Raw genomic sequence first — 19,954 nt, 5'->3', positions numbered from 1 at the left:
TTAATTAATCCTATGTGTCAAGTAGGAATACTTCTTGAAAATGGATGCTGTTCCTAGTAAAATTTGTTCCAAGCCAACGGGCGGTTTCTTGCAGAAACCGACCTTTTGGCGACCGGCCCAAAGTTTTGGACAATGGATTCGAGGAGGGAAACAGGTGGAAAAAGAACTGAACAAGCGTTTTTCTTTGGAAGAAAAAACTCGTTTGCTTTGGAATGCTTGGCAGGAAGACAAAACCATAAAGGAGCTGGCTTCAGAGCTCGGCGTCCGGCCGGAACAGATTGCCCGGTGGAAACGCGACATTTGCGATCAATTGAAAAAATCCATGGATAACGCCGGCTGCGAAACCAATGAACAGACCGATGCAGAGAAATTAACCGCCCAGCTTGAATGGCTGAAGAAAGCATTGGCCTCCCACCTGTCCCGTAAGGAAAGAGCGGAACTGATCGACAGGTCTCCGGATGCCCTGCCCCTAAGTACGCAAACCCGGCTGCTCGGATTAAACAGGTCCAGCTTATATTACCGGCCCGTTCCCCGGAAGGAATTGATCAAGAAGAGAGTGGCGGAGGTGCAAAGCCTTTACCCGTATTGGGGTTCCCGGCGGATCGCCAAGGCGCTTCAGCGGGAGGGTTTGAATGCAAACCGCTCAACGATTCAACGGTACATGCAGGAGACGGCCCCTGAAATCTCCGTGACAACCACGGCGTCCGGCCAGGATAAACGCAGTCTGGAATACAGCTTGTACGCCTATTTGAACCAACGCGCCAATCAAAGCTCTGCAAATGAAATCCTGGAAATGGATATCCCTGCGGTCCGCATGCAATATGGCTGGATGGATATTTATGGCGGCTACCACTAATCGATTGTCTAAAATTTTAATACCGTCTTGTAATATTGGAGCAGTTTCATACCATAGACTTTATTCTTTTTTATCGAACCGGATCTTTATGATAAAAAAATAAAATGGAAAAAGCACCGAACAATGCGGAAAAAATGACGACGACGCCTACCTTTTCGGAATCATTTTTATCCTTGTCTGAAACCATATTGACTACATATACTGTCTTTTTGTCATACAGCGATGCTTTACCTCCATCCAGTCCATTCGTAAGATTATCGACTGTAATCTTGTCCAGTTTCACAAGCTCTTTCCCTTTGTCCGGTTGAGGCTTGGCGGGTTGAACGCCGCGGTTTGACGGAGCTTTGTCAGTGATCGAGATAGCTTGTGTCTTGTCATCGTAGGCAACATTCTGATGTAAGCTTTCTGCAATAAAACGCAAAGGAACCATCGTGGTTTGATTGATCATTACGGCAGGCTGTTCCAAGGGTACCGGTTGGCCGTTTACTGCTGCGACGTTATGATCTATGGTAAGCTGAATCGTATCCGATATAGTATGATGTCCCCTGAAAAATGCATTACTGATCGAAATGCCGCCTTGGAATCAAGTTAAGCCGGCCTCAAGCTTGACATCTCGAACTAGTTTATGCAATACTCCGTTACAATACAGGAGGCCTAACTATGAACAAAGATCAAATCCGATGGATCTTCTTCGATCTTGGGGAAACGCTGATCGACGAATCAGCACCCATATCCGAAAGTATCCGTCAATTTACCGAGCAAGCCGCTCTTTTGGGCTATACATTTCGCCCCGATCAAGTACAAGCCGCTCTGCAGGAGGCTTACCGGAAGTTCGCCCCATTTCCGATGCGCAGTGTGATGGAGGCATGGGTTCCCTCGGAAGAGCATCGGGCGCAAATCAAGCGGGGCATGACGTACCGGAAAAATATGGAGCGCCCATTTCCGTCGGCCTTGACCCTCCTGCAGTCCTTGTCTCGACAGTACCGTATCGGCATCATTGCCAATCAGGGGCCCGGCACGCCTGCAAGACTGGAAACCTACGGCTTCTCTCCTTATATCTCCGTTTGCTGTGCATCGGCCGAGGCGGGCATGGAAAAGCCCGATCCCCGCTTTTTCCTCATGGCTCTGGAACAAGCGCAGTGCCGGCCGAAGCAGGCGGTCATGATCGGCGACCGGATCGATAACGATATCATCCCCGCCAAGCGTCTGGGCATGAGCGCGATCTGGGTCCGGCAGGGAGACGCGCGCTTTCAGCCCATTCCCGCTGGAGCTGAAGCCCCGGACGCCATCTGCGAAACGATTGATGAAATACCGGCTTTGTTTATACCGTAAGTCCGCATACCGAACCGAAGCGACGGTAAGACGGTAGATTCCTAGAATGTTGTACTGCAAACGAATAAGCGTATTCGAAAAAAAACTCGAATACGCTTATTCGTTCAAGTGGCGAAAAATGTATCATCGTCCCTCTCATTTTAAAACAGTAATTTATAAATTACATACCCTATAAGCAATATTAAAATTAAAATTCCGGTGCCTTTCCATCCCAAACCGCCAACGAGATCAGCTAAATTTCCAAATTCAGCACGATTTACTCCATCACTAAACGCACCAGCAGGATTTTTTTTTAATTCTTCTCGTCTTAAACGTTCTCTTGTTTCTTCAGGCGATTCTTTACGAGAGTCCAAATTACCCGCCTCCTGATAATAACCTGCCCTTTTCTTCACTGCGAGCAGCTTGTTTTTCTTTCATTATAGAGTATACTTCTACAACTATTCCCAAATACCTTGTTAAGCGATTTGATTTTATACTAATAATGTTTGATTGCCGCATATCTTTTGTCTATACCAAATCAAACGGAGTAGCGTAGTATAAATCATATCTCATAAAGGGGGTTGACAACATATGGCAAAGAATCGCAAAAAAAGAGTTATCGTCGTTAAATTAAAACCAGGTGAAAAAGCTATCGTGGTTTGTAAAGATCATCGTCATCGCGACTAATTAGCAGGTATTGCGGCAGCACCCCGTCCTAAGTCCTAATGCGGGGTGCTTATTAATTTGCGTGTTCATCACCCTCAATCAAACAAGGCATCTATATGCCGTTTATCTGCGACATAAAGATGCCTTGTGTATAAATCCGAATAAGCCGGTCTTGATAAAGATGAACCCTTACAGCTTTTTTTCTTTTTTACAATGATGAGCTGAGGACAGGGCTTTTTTCTCTAAACGACTTCGCGGCCTCCACCATATTTTTGAGCGATGCAATCGTTTCATCCATGCCCCTCGTTTTTAGTCCGCAATCCGGATTGATCCAGAACAATTCAGGATCTAAAACCGACAGGGATCGGTCGATCATATGAACCATTTCTTTCACATCAGGGACTCTTGGACTATGAATATCATATACGCCCAGCCCGATGCCATGATCGTACGTGTGCTCTTCAAAGCTGTGCAGCAATTCTCCGTGACTCCGCGAGGTTTCGATGGAAATGACATCGGCATCCAATTCGCGAATCGAGTCGATGATGTCGTGAAACTCGCAATAGCACATATGTGTGTGGATTTGTGTTGTGTTTTTGACGGTCGCTGTGGCCAAGCGGAAAGAGAGCACAGCCCAATCCAGGTAATGCTGCCAGTCCTGTCTTTTGATCGGCAAACCTTCCCGCAAAGCAGGTTCATCGACTTGGATCATTTCAATCCCGGCTTTCTCCAATGCCTCAACTTCCTGACGCAGAGCCAGCGCAATTTGATAAGCCACCTTCTCGCGAGGAATATCATCTCTCACAAACGACCAGTTTAATATCGTGATGGGGCCGGTAAGCATTCCTTTCACCGGCTTGTTCGTCAACGATTGGGCGTACACCGTTTCTTCGACGGTCATCGGCTTGATGAATTCCACATCGCCGTAAATGACAGGCGGCTTGACGCACCGTGAACCGTAGGATTGAACCCAACCGTTTTGCGTAAAGAAAAATCCGCCCAGCTTCTCTCCGAAAAACTCTACCATATCCGTTCTTTCAAACTCTCCATGGACAAGCACATCCAGTCCGATTTCTTCCTGAAGGTTAATCCACAGCCGAATCTGCTCTTGAATAAATGTCTTGTACTGCTCTTCGGTCCACTCGCCGGTTCTCCATTTTTTGCGGGCTTGTCTAACCTCAGAGGTTTGCGGGAAGCTTCCAATCGTTGTGGTTGGCAGGATCGGAAGATTCCATTTGTTTTGCTGAAGAATTCGCCGTTCTGCAAAAGTACCCGCTCTTGCCGATGGCTGTTGATCGATCCGCTCTACCATTTCCTGAATGTGTTCCTTTTTTCTGGAGGAGGATGCATTGATTTCGCGAAGCGCTTGTTGATTTTTTTCAAGTTCGCGTGCGATCGGTTCGGAATCTTTATCTGCCACGGCCTTGGTCAGCAAAACAATCTCATCAAGCTTTTCATTGGCGAAAGCCAAGACTTGCCGAATTTCAGAACCAAGCTTGGTTTCCTGCCCGGTAGTGACAGGAACATGAAGCAGGCTGCAGGAAGGCTGAATGATCATTCTTTCATAAGGAACGTACTGGGACAACGTATTCAGCAATGTCAGCTTGGACTGCAAATCGGCAGCCCAAATGTTGCGCCCGTCGATCAGACCTGCTCCGAGCACCTTATCCTTTGGAAATCCATGCTTGGCCATATGCTGCATGTTCCGGTCGTAACCGTGCACCAGATCCAGTCCGATTCCTTGCACCGGCAGCGAAACCGTCGCTTCATAGTGCTCTACGGCATCAAAATAGGTTTGAAGCATAATATTCAGCCCCGGCGCCGCTTCATGCAGTTGCTTATAAATATGAGTTATCCGATCCATATCTTCAACAGACAATGAGCTGACTAAAACAGGTTCATCGATTTGCACCCACCTTACGCCTTCTTGCTCCAGTTCCCTCAGGATTTGAGCATACAATGGGAGGAACAATGCAATCAGCTCGTCCCATTGCCCGGACTTATACCCTTTGGATAGTTTTAAAAACGTATACAGCCCGATCAGTACCGGCTTCCCGTCAATGCCCAGCTTTTGCTTTGCTTCCCGATAGGCTTGAAGCGGCTTGTTGATGGTAAGCACCGGAGTAATATCATTCAATTCCGGTACAATGTAGTGATAATTCGTATTGAACCACTTGGTCATTTCGCAAGCAGGAGCCCCTTTGCTGCCTCTGGCCATAGCATAATAGGTGGAAAGGGAAACAACGCCGCCAGGGTAGTTAAACCGTTTGGGTACAATTCCGAACATTGCCGCCGTATCCAGCATATGGTCGTACAAAGAAAAATCATTGACCGGAATAAGGTCGATTCCTTTTTCCTGCTGGAGTTTGAGATGATTCAACCGCAGTTCTTCTATCTTCTTTTCAAATTCAGACTCCTGAATCTTGTTTGCCCACAAGGCTTCCAGCAACTTTTTCCATTCTCTGTTCACTCCAATTCTTGGATACCCCAAGTTACTGCTTTTCAACGAATCCATTCGGTCACCCTCCATTTTCATATTGCTTTTAAATTCCATGCAAAAAAGGCATCTTTCCCTTGGGTTAAAAAGGGTAAAGATGCCCCTCGTTTGTAAAAACGGTGGCTACCATTTTTAACACCTCCCTATCTCCCGTAGGTAAAAACAGTGCTGTCAGAACAGGCAGGTCTCCTGGCTCCAGAATCATGGTCAAAACGCGCCTTCCCAATCCGAAGATCAGTGGCATATCCGCGTTGACTCCTCTGTTACAGTGGCGGGACCGCGTCGGCATTTCACCGAACTTCCCTTTTAAGCTCCGGAACCGTTTGAAACGGACCGGAGCACCTATTCCCACAATATAAAATTGTTGCTCGTAAAATAATACATTACAAATAGTATTTATGCAACAGTCAAGGATGGTTTAGAATGGTAATGCCACAAGAGCACAGCGGCAAAAGCAAATAAAATGACAAGCATGATGAGGATACAGCACAATTCAATGAGCCTCAGCTTCCATAAGCGTTTGCGGTTCATCTCCATCTTGCTTGCTCCCTCCCTCATTTATAAATATACGTTTACCTATTCCTGCCATATAAGTTTTAACGAAGGAAGGAGGAAAAAAGTTCCACATGAATCCGCAGCCTTTTTCATACGGTTGAACACGGTAAAATCGATTCGATCAACAAAGAGCTTGTCAGACCGCATCGATTCATGTTATTATATTGTTTGTGTCCGAGACACAACATTGCTAATGTGTGGAGCCGTGGTGTAGAGGCCTAACATGCCTGCCTGTCACGCAGGAGATCGCGGGTTCGAATCCCGTCGGCTCCGCCATGAATTTACATCCCATATTATCTTACATAGCCTAAAGAACACCGAGCAGAACGACATGTCTGCTCTTTTTTGTATTCTTCAAGGAGCGTGAGAGTATGACCCGCCGCGGACGTTTCGCACCAACTCCATCCGGACTGCTTCATATCGGCAATGCCTTCACCGCCCTCGCCGCATGGCTGCAAATGCGCCAAGCCGGAGGAGAATTTGTGTTGCGCATCGAAGACATCGATAAAGCCCGCTCCCGTCCCGCCTACGCCGAGCAGCTTCAGGACGACCTGCTTTGGCTGGGCATCGATTGGGATGAAGGCCCGCGCGGCGGCGGTCCCTGCGCGCCTTATGAGCAAAGCCGGCGTGAATCCCTTTACGAGGAGGCGTTTGAGCAGCTGCAGCAAGCCGGACGGCTGTACCCGTGCTATTGCAGCCGCAGCGAGCTGGCGGCGATCGGCAGCGCGCCTCATGGGCTGGCATCCGAAGGCGCCGCCTATCCCGGTTTATGCCGTTCGCTTTCGCCCGCGGAGCGGCAGGCAAGAGCCGCGAAGAAAACGCCTGCCCTGCGGTTCATCATGCCGCCGCACGAGCTGCGGTTCTACGATGCGGTAGCCGGGCCGCAAACCTGCGCGGGCGAAGCGCTCAGCGACTTTGTCGTCAAGCGCGCCGACGGCATGTTCAGCTACCAGCTCGCCGTGACGGTCGACGATGCCGCCATGGGCATCACCGACGTGCTGCGCGGGGCCGATCTGCTTGACTCGACGCCAAGACAGCTGGCACTCTACGAAGCGCTGGGACTCCGGGCACCGGATTTTGCCCATGTTCCCCTGCTGGTCGATGCAAGCGGCCGGCGTCTGTCCAAGCGCGACAGTGCGCTTACGCTTGCTGCACTGCGAAGTGCGCAGGTTCCGCCCGAACGCCTGCTGGGAGCCTTGGCCCATCTGGCCGGTTGGATCGATCGCCCGGAACCTTTAACCGCCCGGGAGCTTATACCGTTCTTCGGACCTGTCCGGACGGCAAGCGGCCGATTAACCGTCAGTGAGCAGCTTCGGCACTGGCTCACAGAGGGCTAAGCCTGCTTGTGAGCTGTCCTTGGCATGACTTATTCGGACATCTTGTGATGCCCGGTGTGCACATGCGGTTCCTCCGGGGCTTTGGGCTGATCCTTATAAGACGAACCCATGATCACTAGAGAAAACAAAACGATGGTAACACAAACGGTAAGAATGGATCCGGTTTTCATCTTTTCCCTATTGGGTTCAGTTCCTTGTAAAATTCCCGCTTCCTGCTTCATGATCCGATGGAGAAGGAGCACAGCGATGACAAAAAGCAGCGTTAAGAAAAAGCTCATGGGAAGCAAGAAGTCGGGAGACAGCATAGAGCCAAGCATCGCCCCCATCATCCCGCTCATGACTCCGGCCATGAGCCCGTCCAGGACGGCCATCGCATGGAATGGCATTCCCAGCATCACCCCGCCGCCCACCCCAACGATCATGGCGAGCATACAGTTGATGGAAAAGCTCTGATCGGCTCCAAGTACGGTACCTGTAATGAGTCCTGTCATCGAGCCAATGAGCATGGCAGCCATCATGCCGGTCGTGCAGGACAGCTTTTGCCGGATACTTAACACGGTCAGGTAGGTTACTGCTGTCAGAGCAATGAGAATGGAAAATACAAGTACTTGAATGATGATATTCATAACGGCATCCCTCTTTCCTGTCCTGATGGGATTGTGGTCAATCGTGAATCGGACAGCTCCTGAACCCAAGCTGTCCGATTTATTCCGTTCAGCCGTGATGATGTCCGCAGGAGCAAGCATCATGGGAATGCGGCAGCTTCCAGAGCGGATTGTTGCAATACTTGGGATCTGCACCAACCATGCTCATGAACAAATGATGATAGTTCTCGCAGATTTTCAGCTCCGCAAGCACCCAATCCTCCGGATCGTTGGCGTAATGCTTCCAGTAATCGCCGGCCACGTTAATTCCCGGTACGGCCGGAATCCAGGATTCGGTCAGCAGCAGGTCCGGATCACCGTATTTAGCGGCAATGTTGCGAATGTCCGGATCATCCAGCGCCATCAGGCGTCCGTCCTGAATGATGGTTTCGGTTCCTCCTCCGACCATTTCGCACGTCATTGTCGCAAAGTAGAGATGCAGATGCCAGTGTCCGACAGGCAGCCCCATTTTGGCCGCTTCACGTTCCGTCGAGCTTGAAATAATCGTTCCAAAGCCCATATGAATAACGCCGCTGCGCATGCGTTCATAGAGACAGTTCAGCCAGCCCTGGAGAAACCCTCTTCTCGGACGGTGAATATGAGGGTTCGTACCTATGGACGCTTCCCACCAACGAAGAAGTCCTTTGTCCGGAAAACCGGGGTACTGAAGATGACCGGTTTCATCCTGCAGCTTGCGAAGCTTGTCTCCGAATTCCCCGCCTTCATGGATGTCGGTAATCCTGCCGTCCTCCACTTTCAATTGGACCCAAGGAACCGGACCGATATGGTTGCTCGTGCCCGCAATGACACCGCTTGCATCTTCCTTCGGAAGATACATCCATGGTCTGCCCAGAACATGCCCCGGGAGATACGTTTTCCCGAAATTCTTGTTTTGCGACCAGAACCTGTCGACCAGATCGGGATTGAAAAACTCGCGTTTGCTGTCATAATAGGCGTCATGATTGGTATAGCTCAAATCGGTGCCTTCCGGATCCGTAATACGGATTCTCCTGGCGTTTCGGATCCTGTCCCATGTCCATTTGTCGATGGCATCGATAATTTCATAGGCAATCGTATGCGCCGGAGTCGCGGTGAGCTCAGGCGTAATGAATGGCATCCGCTGGATTTTGATGTTCGCGTCGCACAAGACGGGACCGCCATAACCCCAGAGGAGCTTGTCATACTTGCCTTCCTTCTCGATCTGCTCCCATTCGTCCATCCATTCGGCCAGCTCCTTCGTCCGGGCCAAATAGTACTCCACTTCGTTATGTCCCTTCCATGTTGGAATCGGACCTTTGTCCGCCATTACAACTTCATACTTGGTGTTATATTTTTCGAGTATCCGTTTGCAAGCTTCAATAACCATAGGATCATGCCAGTTATCCGCACGCAGCAGCACGCGTTCGCCCGGCTGCAAATCCCATGCGGCATGAAGTCCCTGACTGTATGGACGTTTAGCCACCTCATCCAGATAAGGAAGTAAATCATCCACGCTTTTTACCTCTACAAACGGCGGGCAGCGCGGAGGATATTTTTCAATAAGGGGTGGAGTTGTAAAATTCGGTTTTCCTTGCAGCATGACATTCGCTCCTCTATTCGTTTTTGGTTGAATTAATCCATTCGATGCTTCAATAAACGCGTCTCCAGCAGCTTGACCGAGCTGGTGATGGCCATACCCATCATAACAATCACGATAATCCCCACAAATACGCGATCGATATTAAAGTTGGCCGAGGACTGCGCTACAAAATAACCGATCCCGCCTGTCGAGACAAACATTTCGGCGGCGATGACTCCAACAAGCGATTGACCGATACCGACTCTGAGACCGGAAACAATTTGCGGCAGCGAGCCGGGAAGAGCAACCGTAATAAAGGTCTGAATGGCGGAAGCGCCGAAGCAGCCGGCCACCCGGGTCAGGTTCGGATCCAGATTCCGCACGCCGGTCATGGTATTCAGAATGATCGGAAATACCCCTGCGATAAACACAACGAGAACCTTGCTGGAAAAGCCTACTCCCACCCAAAGCGTGATCAAGGGCAGCAGCACAATACGCGGTGTACCCAGCATCGCCGTCAAAAAGGGATCGAGCGCTTTACCCAGAGGCCGGTACCATCCCATAAGCAGTCCGACGAATATGCCTAGAACAGCCGCCAGCCCAAATCCGACAAAGAAGTTGCCCAGCGTAAAAAGCAGATTATCGAGCAAAACTCCGCTTTGCGTCAATTGATAGCCGACTTTTATGATTCGAATCGGCGAGCTTAGGAAAATCGGGTTGATCATACCGCTACGGTACAGCATTTCCCAAACAGCAAGAACAACGACGACCGTCATGGCCCCGATATGATTCAGCAGGAATCCGTCTGAACGTTTGCGCTTCCCGGGTCCGACCTTGCGGTTGTCTTGAGCCTCGGATCGTGTATTCCTGTCCGGCGGTTTCATAGAGCCATAGGATTCGGAAGCGCTTTCCCTTATCTTTATGCTGTTCAATCGGTTTTCCTCCTTTGGTTACAAAGTGATGATCTTCATCCGCTGCTTTTCCCTTTCCTTTTCCGATACGATAAGTCCCCAAATGTGCTTTTCGTATTCCAAAAATTCAGGACTTCTTTTGATCTCTAAAGGACGAGGGCGAGGAAGATGAATATCTACCGTCTCACAAACGGTTCCCGGTCTTGCGGTCATCACAACGACGCGATCCGACAAATACACGGCTTCGCCAATATCATGCGTCACAAAGATGATCGTTTGTTTCGTCTCTTTCCAAATCCGAAGCAGCTCCAGCTGCATAAATTCGCGGGTTTGCGCGTCCAAGGCGCCCAAAGGCTCATCTAACAGCATCAGGCTGGGTTCTATGGCAAGCGCTCTGGCTACGTTGACCCTCTGCTGCATGCCTCCCGACAGCTGGTTCGGATAATGATGTTCAAACGCTTCCAGGCCTACCAGCTTCAACAGTTCCCTTCCCTTGGCCATGCGTTCGTTTTTGGGTACACCGGCTAACTCGAGGCCGTAAACCACATTTTCCAAAGAGGTACGCCATGGAAACAGCGATGCCTGCTGAAAAACGACGCCGCGATCCCGTCCGGTTCCCTTGATGGGCTGACCGTTCAAATAGATCTTTCCGTTACTGACATGCTGTATGCCGGCAATGGCGCCAAGCATTGTTGATTTCCCGCAGCCGCTGGGCCCGACAATGCATACAAACTCGCCTTCATTCACGGTCATGTTGAAGCCGGATACGGCCGTAATTTCTTCTCCATTCTTAAGCGGATAGGTAATGGATACATTATCCGTATGCAGCTTGGCTAATACGGTCATGTGCACTCCTCCTTGCCTGTTTTCCGGGAAAACAGCTATTTCTTATACAGGCTGTCGATCCAGCCGGACTCATCCAATGCTTTGACCAGGCTGTTATCGACGATATCCGACGGCTTCATCGTTCTGACAGCCTCGCTATCCGAGTTGTCTAAAAAGAACTGTACGGACTTATCCGATACATAAGGCTTTTTGGGAAGCGTGCCCACATTGACATCATAGGTTTTCTGCGCTAAAGCCGGATCGTCAATTCCGGTCCATTTGCTAATCGATTTAATGGCGGCCTCTTTATGGTTAACAATGTAAGCATTGGCTTCAATCAACGAAGCTACAACCGCATTTGCCAGCTCAGGATTTTTGTCATAATAGTCCTTTAACATCACCACACCTGAATTGAGCACTTCTTTATCTTTAAAGTCGTACAATTGGGGATAGCCCATCTCATCCATTTTGAATGACGTCGGAGGCGCCGCTACATAAAACGCTCCTTCGCCTTTCAAGAAAGCCGCTGTACGGTCACCCTCGCCGCCCATATTCAGCAGCTTGACGTCCGTTTTTGGTGTCAATCCGTTTTCCTTGATAAAAAATTTCGCCAAGTGGTCATATAGCGAACCCTCTGCCGCCGTAATCATGGTTTTGCCTTTCAGGTCTTTGGCAATATTGGCTTTTTCGGCTGACTTTTGGCCATAGATATAAAGTACGGTCCGATCGGAAACGGCAGACAGGATCACGGAATCCACTCCGGCTGCCTTGGCTTTTCCTACCGGATCGACCCCGGTTAATCCTACTTGAATCGCTCCGCTGTTCAAGGTTTCCTGAACCTTTGGAGTTCCTGCGATATAAATCAGGTCCGCTTTTACCCCATATTTTTCAAAAATTCCAGTGTCCTTGGCGATCCACAAGGGAAGCATGGACGCGCCTTGCGTCGGATATCCGATTTTGATGCTTACCGGTTTATCAAGAGGCTTCGGAGCATTCGAAGGTTGAGCATTGGCGGAGGGGCTTTCGGAAGGTTCGGTTTTGCTGCCGTTCTGGGAAGAATCTGCAGTCGAACTGCAACCTGACAAAATCATACCAAGGCTTAACAATATAACCAGAATCCATTGGTTTGTTCTCATTTTCTCACCTCATCGAAAAATTAAAGGGCTTACATTTTTCTTGGTTTACATTGTGCTTGCTTATTCCACCAACCCCCTCCCCTGAAAGGCGAACATTTAGTAACCGCTTTCAAAATAATGAGTACATCCGAAATTTTTGCTTGCCCTCCTTCCCTTAAACTTATAAATTAAAGATAACAAATAAAAAATTATAAGAAAAATATCCATTTCGTTAAGGATTTATATGCAATAGATATAAACATGCAGGAAACCGCGTATCAACAACGACTTAAAGCAAAAGGGCGTGCCGCTATGGATATTCGACAACTCCGATACTTCCTTGCCATTGTCGAGGAAGGCAAGATCTCGCAAGCCGCAAGACGCTTACACATCGCGCAACCGCCGCTGAGCCAGCAGCTGAAACTGCTGGAAACCGAAATGGGTGTCACGCTGTTGGAGAGAAATACGCGCAGGCTCACGACCACCGAGGCTGGAAAATTACTGTACGACCGGGCAAAAATAATACTCGAACTTGTAAACGGTACCATGGAAGAAATCAGGGAATTGAGCGAGGGAGTGCGGGGAACGTTAGCCATCGGCACGATTGCTTCTCTGGGCGCCAAGCTTTTACCGGAACGAATTCATGATTTTCAAAAGCGGTATCCGGAGGTGCGCTTCCAGGTATGGGAGGGGGATCCCAATCGGGTGATGGAATTGCTCGAGAATCGGATTATTGAGCTCGGCATCGTCAGACTGCCCGTCGATAACGGAATGTTCAATATGATCAACCTGCCTGCGGAGCCTCTCGTTGCAGCCATGAGCCGCCATTGGAACATTGGGGATAACCAACCGTACGTAAAGCTGTCCGATCTGGAAAACAAGCCGCTGATGCTGCTCCGAAGACAGCAGGGCACCTCGATGTATCATCATCGGATGTACATCATGGATCTGGTGGAAGACGCCTGCCGGGAAGCCGGATTCGAACCCAAAATCATCTGTGAAAGCAACGACATCATGACGCTGCTAACCTGGGCCAATCATGATGTAGGCATTACCATCGTCCCCCAATCCGCTATGAACCTCATTCCGAATGCAGGGCTTCAATTCAAAGAGATCATAGAACCTTCCATTATGTCAAGGCCTTCCGCCATCATCTGGTTGAAGGGACGGTACCTTTCGACCACATCGAAAAAATTTCTGGAATATTTTCCATTGGACAAGCCCTGCCTGGAACAGTAGCCGTGCAGTATAAAGGGCAGCCTGCCGTTGAAAAACACGGCGGCCGCCCACCTGCGGATCTTCTTCTCTTCTGGGCGACAATGAACCAAAAAGGTCGAGTAAGAGAGCAAGTATAGCCCTCTACTCGATCTTTTCAGTTTGGTAACGAAAAGTTAAGAAAACAGGGCCGTCCCTGCGTAGTTAAAAACTACTTATGGGACAGCCCCAATGATGCAAATGACTGTTCATCATAACCGCAGCAGATCGGACTGCTCTTTCTTCAACTGCAGGGCCGATTTCATCGCTTCTTTACGCACCAGTTCACGTACGGCTTGAGTATTCTCGGCAAAGAATGAGTCGCATCTGCTCAAGCTGTACAATGCTTTTTTGGCAGCCTCGCAGGCCATCTTTTCACTTTGCAATAAATAATAACAAATGCGGTAGCAGTCATTTTCGTGTTTCTTTAAAAATGATATGCGATCCTTTATTTCCATAAACAGATCATCCCTAACATATCTTACTTACTTCATTATTTTAAGGGGTTTTCATTTGCTGGATAGTACTATTTTCTTCTAGTACCCATAATGAAGTATACAGAAGCAATATAAATAAAAGGTAAACAAAAGCTAAACGATTTCTTAACTTTAAGCCGCCGCTCTTTTGCAATTTTCAGCCTTAGCGTTTCGTTTAGAGGGTAACTATAACCAATACATATCACTGGGGTTGATCTTATGAAAAAAGCGGCTCTGGATGACGCCGAATGAATCACAGGCCGAATCTTGCATTCGGATGAGGATTTTGATAGACAAAGTCACCTCATTCGTGTTATAGTTCAATAAATTCATGTTACATAATGCAATGCGACGACCGCCAACGGACAAGTAGCATGGATTGACGCAAACGAATTGCATACATACTGAATCAGGTGCCTTTGCGACAGCAAAGGGTAACAGGGAATCGGGTGCAAATCCCGAGCGGTCCCGCCACTGTATTCGGGGAGTTTCTCCCAGCATGTCACTCGATCATCCATCGGGGAAGACGGGAGAACACGACGATCCGAGAGCCAGGAGACCTACCTGATTTATGCACCCCAAGGCCTTCGAGGAAAGGAGTGGTGTACGAACGATAAAAGCGACGATCACGCCAGGCTGATCTTGTCGTCTATTGATGCGTACCCCTAACCAATCCTGCAGGATTGGTTTTTTTGAGTTTTACAACGATTTGCCAGGGAGGAAATGTACAATGATTTCTAAAAAAGCAATAAGCACACTGTTGTTGGTCTCCGGATTTACCCTGTACCTGACTGTCAGCGATCCTAAGTCCGCCTATGCCATGCATATTATGGAAGGCTTTCTTCCCTACGGATGGGCGATCTTCTGGTGGGCCGTGTTTATTCCGTTCTTCATTCTCGGGCTGCGGTCCTTGATGAGAATTACGAGAGAAACACCGGAGCTAAAAATTATGCTGGGAGTAGCCGGTGCTTTCATCCTTGTTCTGTCGGCGCTGAAAATTCCTTCCGTGACGGGAAGCAGCTCGCATCCGACGGGAACAGGTCTCGGCGCTGTCATGTTCGGACCGCTGCCCATGAGCGTGCTGGGCTCCATCGTCCTGCTGTTTCAAGCTCTGCTGCTTGCCCATGGCGGGTTGACCACTCTTGGAGCCAACGCCTTCTCTATGGCTGTTGCCGGCCCCATGATCGGTTATGCCGCTTACCGGTGGATGATCAAATCGACGGGAAAACAAACGCTGTCGATCTTTACGGCGGCGGCGCTGGCCAACCTGTCTACGTATGTCGTCACTTCCATTCAACTGGCATTGGCGTTCCCGGCAGAGAGCGGCGGCATTTTGGCTTCATTCGTAAAATTCGGGGGCATTTTTGCGATCACTCAAATCCCTTTGGCCATCAGCGAAGGACTTCTTACGGTACTGATCTGGAACTGGCTGAAAGCCAACAGTTCGGAAGAATTATCGATTTTACAGCGTAAAATGAAAGGAGCATAACTCTCATGTCCCATCAGAAAACGAACCTTCTCATCCTGATTGCCGTCGTCTTGTTGGCTGTTCTTCCGCTCCTGTTCGTCAACGGCGAATTCGGCGGAGCAGACGGTGCCGCTGAAGAAATGATCACCGAGATTCATCCTGCTTATGAACCCTGGTTTGCTCCGCTGATGGAGCCTCCGGCAGAGACCGAAAGCATGCTGTTTGCGCTGCAGGCCGCCATTGGCGCCGGTTTTATCGGCTTTGCCTTCGGATGGTTCAAGGGTAGAGCCTCCAAATCCAAAACCACATGATCAAGCTGATCGATACATTTTCTTACACCAACAGGCTGCGCTCCGTTTCCCCGATGTGGAAAAGCGGATTCGCAGCCGTTCTGATGGTGCTGTCTTATTTGTCCCATCCTGTGACCCAGATGATGATCGTCGGCTGGCTGTTCGTCTGGATAACCTTGTACGCCCGGATTCCCGTCAAAGCGTACAGCCTGCTGATCGGAGCCTCCTGCCTGTTTTATGCGGCCAGTCTGCCGGCTATTGTCATCGAGTTTACATCCGCCGGCCCGGTTTCGCCCGATGGAATGATCCTCTTTACGTTTGCGCGGTGGACGTCTTATGTTACAGAAGCGGGCATTTACGAAGCGGGCAGCTTGCTGGCCCGGATCATCGCATGCTTATCCTGCCTGGCCTTTGTCATGCTGACGACGCCTATGTCCGAGCTGTTTCAGGTGATGAAAAAATGGCGTGTGCCTTCTCTGGTGCTGGAATTGATGATGATCATGTACCGCTTTCTCTTCGTACTTTCGGATACGGCACAACAGATGTATACGGCTCAGAGAGCCCGCGGCGGCCAGACCGGCTTCTACCGCAGGCTGAACGATACGGCAATCCTGATCGTCCGGTTGTTCGGCAAGTCGATGCATCGGTACCAAGGGCTTTCGCAGGGCTTGGTAACCAGAGGCTTTGCCGACAGCATTCAAATGGCGCCGGTTCAAGCCACTCCCCTGCCCTTTCGTTATATATGGGAAAGCCGTATCGGAGTGATTTTATTACTGCTAATCGAGCTGTGGCTTCGCTGGGGGGAAATGCTGTGAAATCCATTATGGAGGCTTACGATGTACGCTACAGCTACCCGGGAACTCAAGCCGAAGCGCTTCAGGGCTTGACCATGAGCCTGCCCGAAGGCAAGAAAACCGCCATTTGCGGCCATAACGGGTCGGGCAAATCGACCTTGTTCCTGCATGCGGTCGGCATTCACCGCCCGGCTTCCGGAAGGATGCACTGGAAAGGCGCTCCCATGTCCTATCGTGCGGATGATCTCAAAAAGCTGCGGCAGCAAGTCGGACTGGTGTTCCAGGACCCGGAACAGCAGTTGATTTTGAGTACGCCGTATGAAGATATTTCCTACGGTCTTCGCAATGCCGGGGTACCTGAGCATGAGATGATCCGGCGCATCCAACATATTCTTGGTACCATGGGTCTGGAGCATTTGGCTAATACACCTATTCATCACTTAAGCCTCGGTCAAAAAAAGCGTGTCGCCCTGGCCGGCGTGATGGTCCTCGAGCCCGAGCTGCTGCTGCTGGACGAACCGACCGCTTACCTGGACCGCTCATCCGAGCAGCGGCTGGTGGAGGAATTGGACCGCATTCATGCCCAAGGCACCACTGTCGTGATGGCCACGCACGATATGAATTTGGCCTATGCATGGGCGGACTGGGTCCTGGTGATGGACAAAGGGAAGTGTTTGCTGGAAGGCACGCCTTTCGAGGTGTTTGAACAGGAAGACTTGATCCTGTCGCTCGGTCTGGAACCGCCTTTGCTGCTGCAGGTTTGGTCCAGTTTACCCGAACACGTGCGTGCGGAAAGTTTTCCTCCCCGCAGCATGGCTGAGCTGAAGGAGCTTATGAAACAATTGTAAGCATGGGTAAGAGCCGGTTCTCTTGCTATATCTTGCCTGGGAATCGGCTTATCATGACAACTGGAGCTCCTCCGCCTGACCTTCGGCTAATCCTGAGAGCCGTCTGACCTTGTCATTTGTGCAATCGATCCGCCTTTATTGTCTTCTGCACATGACTGCGGTCCAAAAACTTGTCAAAAAAGATTTGGTCTGCGGTGACACCACATTCATTCAACTTATTTATAGCTGCATCGATCATTCCTGGAGGCCCACACAGATAGGCTTTGCTGAACGGTACCTGAATCCCCGGATGATCTTTGATGTGTTCGGTGACCAGACCGCGGGCTCCTATCCAATCGCTTTCCATTGGTTCTTCCGACAATACCGGAATGAAATGAAAAGGCGCGTTCCAGGATGAAGCAATCTCAGCAATGATATCCAGACAATACAGGTCCCCTTGCGTGCGTGCACCAAACAAAAGTAATACCGGAATGTCCCCTCCTTGTTTGGCGGCTTGTTCCAATATTGCTTTTATTGGGGCTAAGCCGCTGCCCCCCGCCATGCAAACTATTGGTTGAACGGAAGGCCGCAGATAGAAAGACCCGTAAGGGCCCGTGACAGTCACTTTTTCGCCTGTCCGGTCCGCTGCATTCAACCAGCCGGTCATTTCTCCATTCGGCACTCGGCGAATAAAGAAACTTATCTCTGTCTGTCCCTGTTTTTTCGGCGCATCCGCAAACGAGTAGGAACGGGGTTCCTTAATGCCAGGGACCGACAGATCCGCATATTGGCCGGCTTCGTAAGAAATGCTTTCGTCCAGTTCTATCCTGATTTTTAGAATGTCATGTGTCAACGTTTCGCTCTTGCGAATAACACCGTTAACAGATTTTACTGTATGATGCGGACCTTCTGACGAAGGGTCAATCAGAATCGTCAGATTACTTTTGACAATGGTTTGACAGGCAAGGATATATCCCTGTTCAATCTCTTCCGTGTTTAACGTGTAGGAAAAATCCATGATCGATTTTACTTTCCCTTCCACTAAGCGGCATTTGCAAGTAGCACAAGTCCCCACCCTGCAGTCATGCGGTAAAGGTATCCCTGCCGACAACGCCCCCTGCAGCAATGTCTGGTTTGGTTCTACCGAAAATTTGTCACCGGTGGGCAGTACATCGACAAACCGTGGTTCCGTTGTTCGATTGAATATCCTAGCAAGTAAATTCGCCATCGTAATTGTCCTTTCCTCATAATGAGTAAAAAAGACAGATCCGGATTGAATCTGTCTATACGGTTTTTGAGTAGAGCATAGCGCCTGGAATACTAACTGACTCTTGTTTCGTCGAACCAGTCAGGCCAGCCAGCTCTTTTGTTCGCTTCTCTTGCCAGTATTTTTTCTTCCGGTGTGGCATAGAGCAAATCCATTTTTTTCAGTTTTTGCTGGACAAACCGGAACCAAAGCGGCGGAACAAGCGCTATTAAGAAACAAATAACAAGTGATGGCATCTTATTGTCAATGGTACTTGGTTTCAATTCATAAAAGGGGGCGTAGCTATCAATATGATGGTGTGCATGTGTCGTGATTTCCACACCGAATACCCGGGAAAAAAATGTGCGCTGTTCCCACGTGTGACGGGGGTGAAACGGTGTGCCCTCCGCCCTGATAAGTCCGTAATGTTGTGTATAGTTGAAAACTTCGGCAAGCAGCTTTGCTACAACCAAATGAATCGTTACAAGCAGTGCACCCAGCCACCCAGAAACATAATAGAAGCTGCCTATCAACAGAGCGAATAGCACAAACATTTGGGTGATACGGCTGCGCCATGACCAAACCGAGCGACCTTTTTTTCTTTGACGCTCTTTTTCAATCTTGTATGATTCCTTGTAAGAATGCCATGTTGCCCGAAATATAAACTTGTAGACGGATTCCCCTCGACGGGGAGTATCGGGGTCTTTCAATGTTCCTACATGAATGTGATGATTATATACATGCTGGATATCTTTTACAGGGTCTCCAAAGTATACGTTTAATGTAGTGCCCAAATATCTTGGAAACCAGTGTCTTCTGTGAAACAATTCGTGAGCGATGGGCAAGTTGGGGGCATTACCCAAAAATGCAGCTGAAAATATGCATCCGGCGTAAGCAAGCACCGTCATAAACGCAGTAGGTTCGCTAAATCCTTGTTGAATGCGCCAAGCAAAAGATCCAAAAAGCAGAATCATTAACGGGAAGTGCAGGTATAACGCAAAATCTGCTATCCAAGGATTCTTGATCTTTCTTTCCGCTTCATCTTCTTCGGTTATATAATCAGCTACTAACAAGAAAACGAGCACTCCCAAGAAACCGATCCACACCCATTGACCACCTAGCATATACCCTGCAACCCCAGCAAGCACCACTATGATGTTAAAATAGTACCTTAAATAATCTAACATGAGATATTCCTCCTCTCCTTTTTCCCATCGATGAGTCCGTGGACAAACCTATTCCGCAACAGGACTTTTCGAGATAACGCCGAATTCGTGAGTAAGGATTTCAAGTCTCAGGATGTTCCTCCCTTTTTCAGAAAGCG

The 19,954-nt window shown here is 49.3% G+C and carries 19 protein-coding genes, 1 tRNA gene and 2 riboswitches; of the genes, 9 read left to right on the top strand and 11 right to left on the bottom strand.

Features of this window, described 5'->3' with window-relative positions; all coding sequences use genetic code 11:
* Window positions 1-154: 154 nt before the first annotated feature.
* On the top strand, window positions 155-856 hold the full coding sequence (locus IJ22_RS01120; RefSeq protein ID WP_062406616.1) for a transposase: 702 nt from the start codon (window positions 155-157) through the stop codon (window positions 854-856).
* A 70-nt stretch (window positions 857-926) separates the two neighbouring features.
* Here the strand turns inward: IJ22_RS01120 and IJ22_RS01115 are convergent, their stop codons facing one another.
* A complete protein-coding gene (locus IJ22_RS01115; protein ID WP_256380594.1) occupies window positions 927-1,376 on the bottom strand; it encodes a copper amine oxidase N-terminal domain-containing protein in 450 nt (149 codons plus the stop codon).
* A 140-nt stretch (window positions 1,377-1,516) separates the two neighbouring features.
* On the opposite strand from IJ22_RS01115, the gene IJ22_RS01110 reads away from it, so the two are divergent.
* Window positions 1,517-2,188, top strand: coding sequence for an HAD family hydrolase (locus tag IJ22_RS01110; protein WP_054820126.1), 672 nt, complete (start codon window positions 1,517-1,519; stop codon window positions 2,186-2,188).
* A 140-nt stretch (window positions 2,189-2,328) separates the two neighbouring features.
* Here the strand turns inward: IJ22_RS01110 and IJ22_RS01105 are convergent, their stop codons facing one another.
* Both IJ22_RS01105 and metE read right to left on the bottom strand, forming a co-directional pair.
* Complete coding sequence (locus IJ22_RS01105; protein ID WP_062406613.1) at window positions 2,329-2,541, bottom strand: DUF6366 family protein; 213 nt, start codon at window positions 2,539-2,541, stop codon at window positions 2,329-2,331.
* Window positions 2,542-3,041: 500 nt separating this feature from the next.
* A complete protein-coding gene (gene metE, locus IJ22_RS01100) occupies window positions 3,042-5,348 on the bottom strand; it encodes a 5-methyltetrahydropteroyltriglutamate--homocysteine S-methyltransferase (RefSeq protein ID WP_062406611.1) in 2,307 nt (768 codons plus the stop codon).
* Window positions 5,349-5,492: 144 nt separating this feature from the next.
* A riboswitch (cobalamin riboswitch) is annotated at window positions 5,493-5,691 on the bottom strand.
* Between the two features lie 393 nt (window positions 5,692-6,084).
* Between metE and IJ22_RS01095 the strand changes: the two genes are divergently transcribed.
* Window positions 6,085-6,161: transfer RNA gene (locus IJ22_RS01095), tRNA-Asp, on the top strand.
* Between the two features lie 95 nt (window positions 6,162-6,256).
* Window positions 6,257-7,222 carry a tRNA glutamyl-Q(34) synthetase GluQRS gene (gene gluQRS / locus IJ22_RS01090; protein WP_062406609.1) on the top strand — a complete coding sequence of 322 codons (966 nt, stop codon included), beginning with the start codon at window positions 6,257-6,259 and terminating at the stop codon, window positions 7,220-7,222.
* 29 nt (window positions 7,223-7,251) lie between these two features.
* Here gluQRS and IJ22_RS01085 read toward each other — a convergent pair whose 3' ends face one another.
* From IJ22_RS01085 to IJ22_RS01065, 5 genes are all read right to left on the bottom strand, one after another.
* The gene (locus IJ22_RS01085) at window positions 7,252-7,848 is read right to left on the bottom strand and encodes a hypothetical protein (RefSeq protein WP_074730108.1); all 597 of its coding nucleotides are present in this window, start codon (window positions 7,846-7,848) and stop codon (window positions 7,252-7,254) included.
* 88 nt (window positions 7,849-7,936) lie between these two features.
* Window positions 7,937-9,445, bottom strand: coding sequence for a hypothetical protein (locus IJ22_RS01080; RefSeq protein ID WP_054819781.1), 1,509 nt, complete (start codon window positions 9,443-9,445; stop codon window positions 7,937-7,939).
* 32 nt (window positions 9,446-9,477) lie between these two features.
* Entirely contained in the window at window positions 9,478-10,356 is an 879-nt protein-coding gene (locus IJ22_RS01075; protein ID WP_062406606.1) for an ABC transporter permease, read from the bottom strand.
* An 18-nt stretch (window positions 10,357-10,374) separates the two neighbouring features.
* A complete protein-coding gene (locus IJ22_RS01070; RefSeq protein WP_062406604.1) occupies window positions 10,375-11,181 on the bottom strand; it encodes an ABC transporter ATP-binding protein in 807 nt (268 codons plus the stop codon).
* A 35-nt stretch (window positions 11,182-11,216) separates the two neighbouring features.
* Window positions 11,217-12,296, bottom strand: a complete 1,080-nt coding sequence (locus tag IJ22_RS01065) for an ABC transporter substrate-binding protein (RefSeq protein ID WP_062406602.1) — start codon at window positions 12,294-12,296, stop codon at window positions 11,217-11,219.
* Window positions 12,297-12,587: 291 nt separating this feature from the next.
* On the opposite strand from IJ22_RS01065, the gene IJ22_RS01060 reads away from it, so the two are divergent.
* Entirely contained in the window at window positions 12,588-13,514 is a 927-nt protein-coding gene (locus IJ22_RS01060) for a LysR family transcriptional regulator (RefSeq protein WP_062406600.1), read from the top strand.
* Between the two features lie 227 nt (window positions 13,515-13,741).
* Here the strand turns inward: IJ22_RS01060 and IJ22_RS01055 are convergent, their stop codons facing one another.
* Window positions 13,742-13,987 (bottom strand): hypothetical protein, encoded by a 246-nt coding sequence (locus IJ22_RS01055; RefSeq protein WP_062406598.1) that lies wholly within the window; start codon window positions 13,985-13,987, stop codon window positions 13,742-13,744.
* Between the two features lie 412 nt (window positions 13,988-14,399).
* A riboswitch (cobalamin riboswitch) is annotated at window positions 14,400-14,587 on the top strand.
* Between the two features lie 148 nt (window positions 14,588-14,735).
* Between IJ22_RS01055 and IJ22_RS01050 the strand changes: the two genes are divergently transcribed.
* Genes IJ22_RS01050 through IJ22_RS01035 form a run of 4 tightly spaced genes read left to right on the top strand, consistent with a single transcriptional unit; the run spans window position 14,736 to window position 17,405 of the window.
* Window positions 14,736-15,494 (top strand): energy-coupling factor ABC transporter permease, encoded by a 759-nt coding sequence (locus IJ22_RS01050; RefSeq protein ID WP_062406596.1) that lies wholly within the window; start codon window positions 14,736-14,738, stop codon window positions 15,492-15,494.
* Window positions 15,495-15,499: 5 nt separating this feature from the next.
* On the top strand, window positions 15,500-15,784 hold the full coding sequence (locus IJ22_RS01045) for an energy-coupling factor ABC transporter substrate-binding protein (protein WP_062406595.1): 285 nt from the start codon (window positions 15,500-15,502) through the stop codon (window positions 15,782-15,784).
* Window positions 15,781-16,578, top strand: a complete 798-nt coding sequence (gene cbiQ, locus IJ22_RS01040; RefSeq protein ID WP_062406581.1) for a cobalt ECF transporter T component CbiQ — start codon at window positions 15,781-15,783, stop codon at window positions 16,576-16,578. The genes IJ22_RS01045 and cbiQ overlap by 4 nt, the downstream gene beginning before the upstream one ends.
* Window positions 16,575-17,405, top strand: coding sequence for an energy-coupling factor ABC transporter ATP-binding protein (locus IJ22_RS01035; protein ID WP_145862482.1), 831 nt, complete (start codon window positions 16,575-16,577; stop codon window positions 17,403-17,405). Before cbiQ ends, IJ22_RS01035 begins: the two co-directional genes overlap by 4 nt.
* A 112-nt stretch (window positions 17,406-17,517) precedes the next feature.
* Here IJ22_RS01035 and IJ22_RS01030 read toward each other — a convergent pair whose 3' ends face one another.
* Both IJ22_RS01030 and IJ22_RS01025 read right to left on the bottom strand, forming a co-directional pair.
* Complete coding sequence (locus IJ22_RS01030; protein ID WP_062406579.1) at window positions 17,518-18,612, bottom strand: 2Fe-2S iron-sulfur cluster-binding protein; 1,095 nt, start codon at window positions 18,610-18,612, stop codon at window positions 17,518-17,520.
* Window positions 18,613-18,704: 92 nt separating this feature from the next.
* Window positions 18,705-19,817, bottom strand: coding sequence for an alkane 1-monooxygenase (locus tag IJ22_RS01025; protein WP_062406576.1), 1,113 nt, complete (start codon window positions 19,815-19,817; stop codon window positions 18,705-18,707).
* Window positions 19,818-19,954 lie beyond the last annotated feature (137 nt).

Origin of the sequence: Paenibacillus naphthalenovorans (assembly GCF_001465255.1) — a bacterium.
In the GTDB taxonomy this organism is placed as follows: Bacteria; Bacillota; Bacilli; order Paenibacillales; family NBRC-103111; genus Paenibacillus_G; species Paenibacillus_G naphthalenovorans.
The sequence above is the reverse complement of the archived record's forward strand: the minus strand, read 5'-3'. Positions and strand labels throughout refer to the sequence as shown.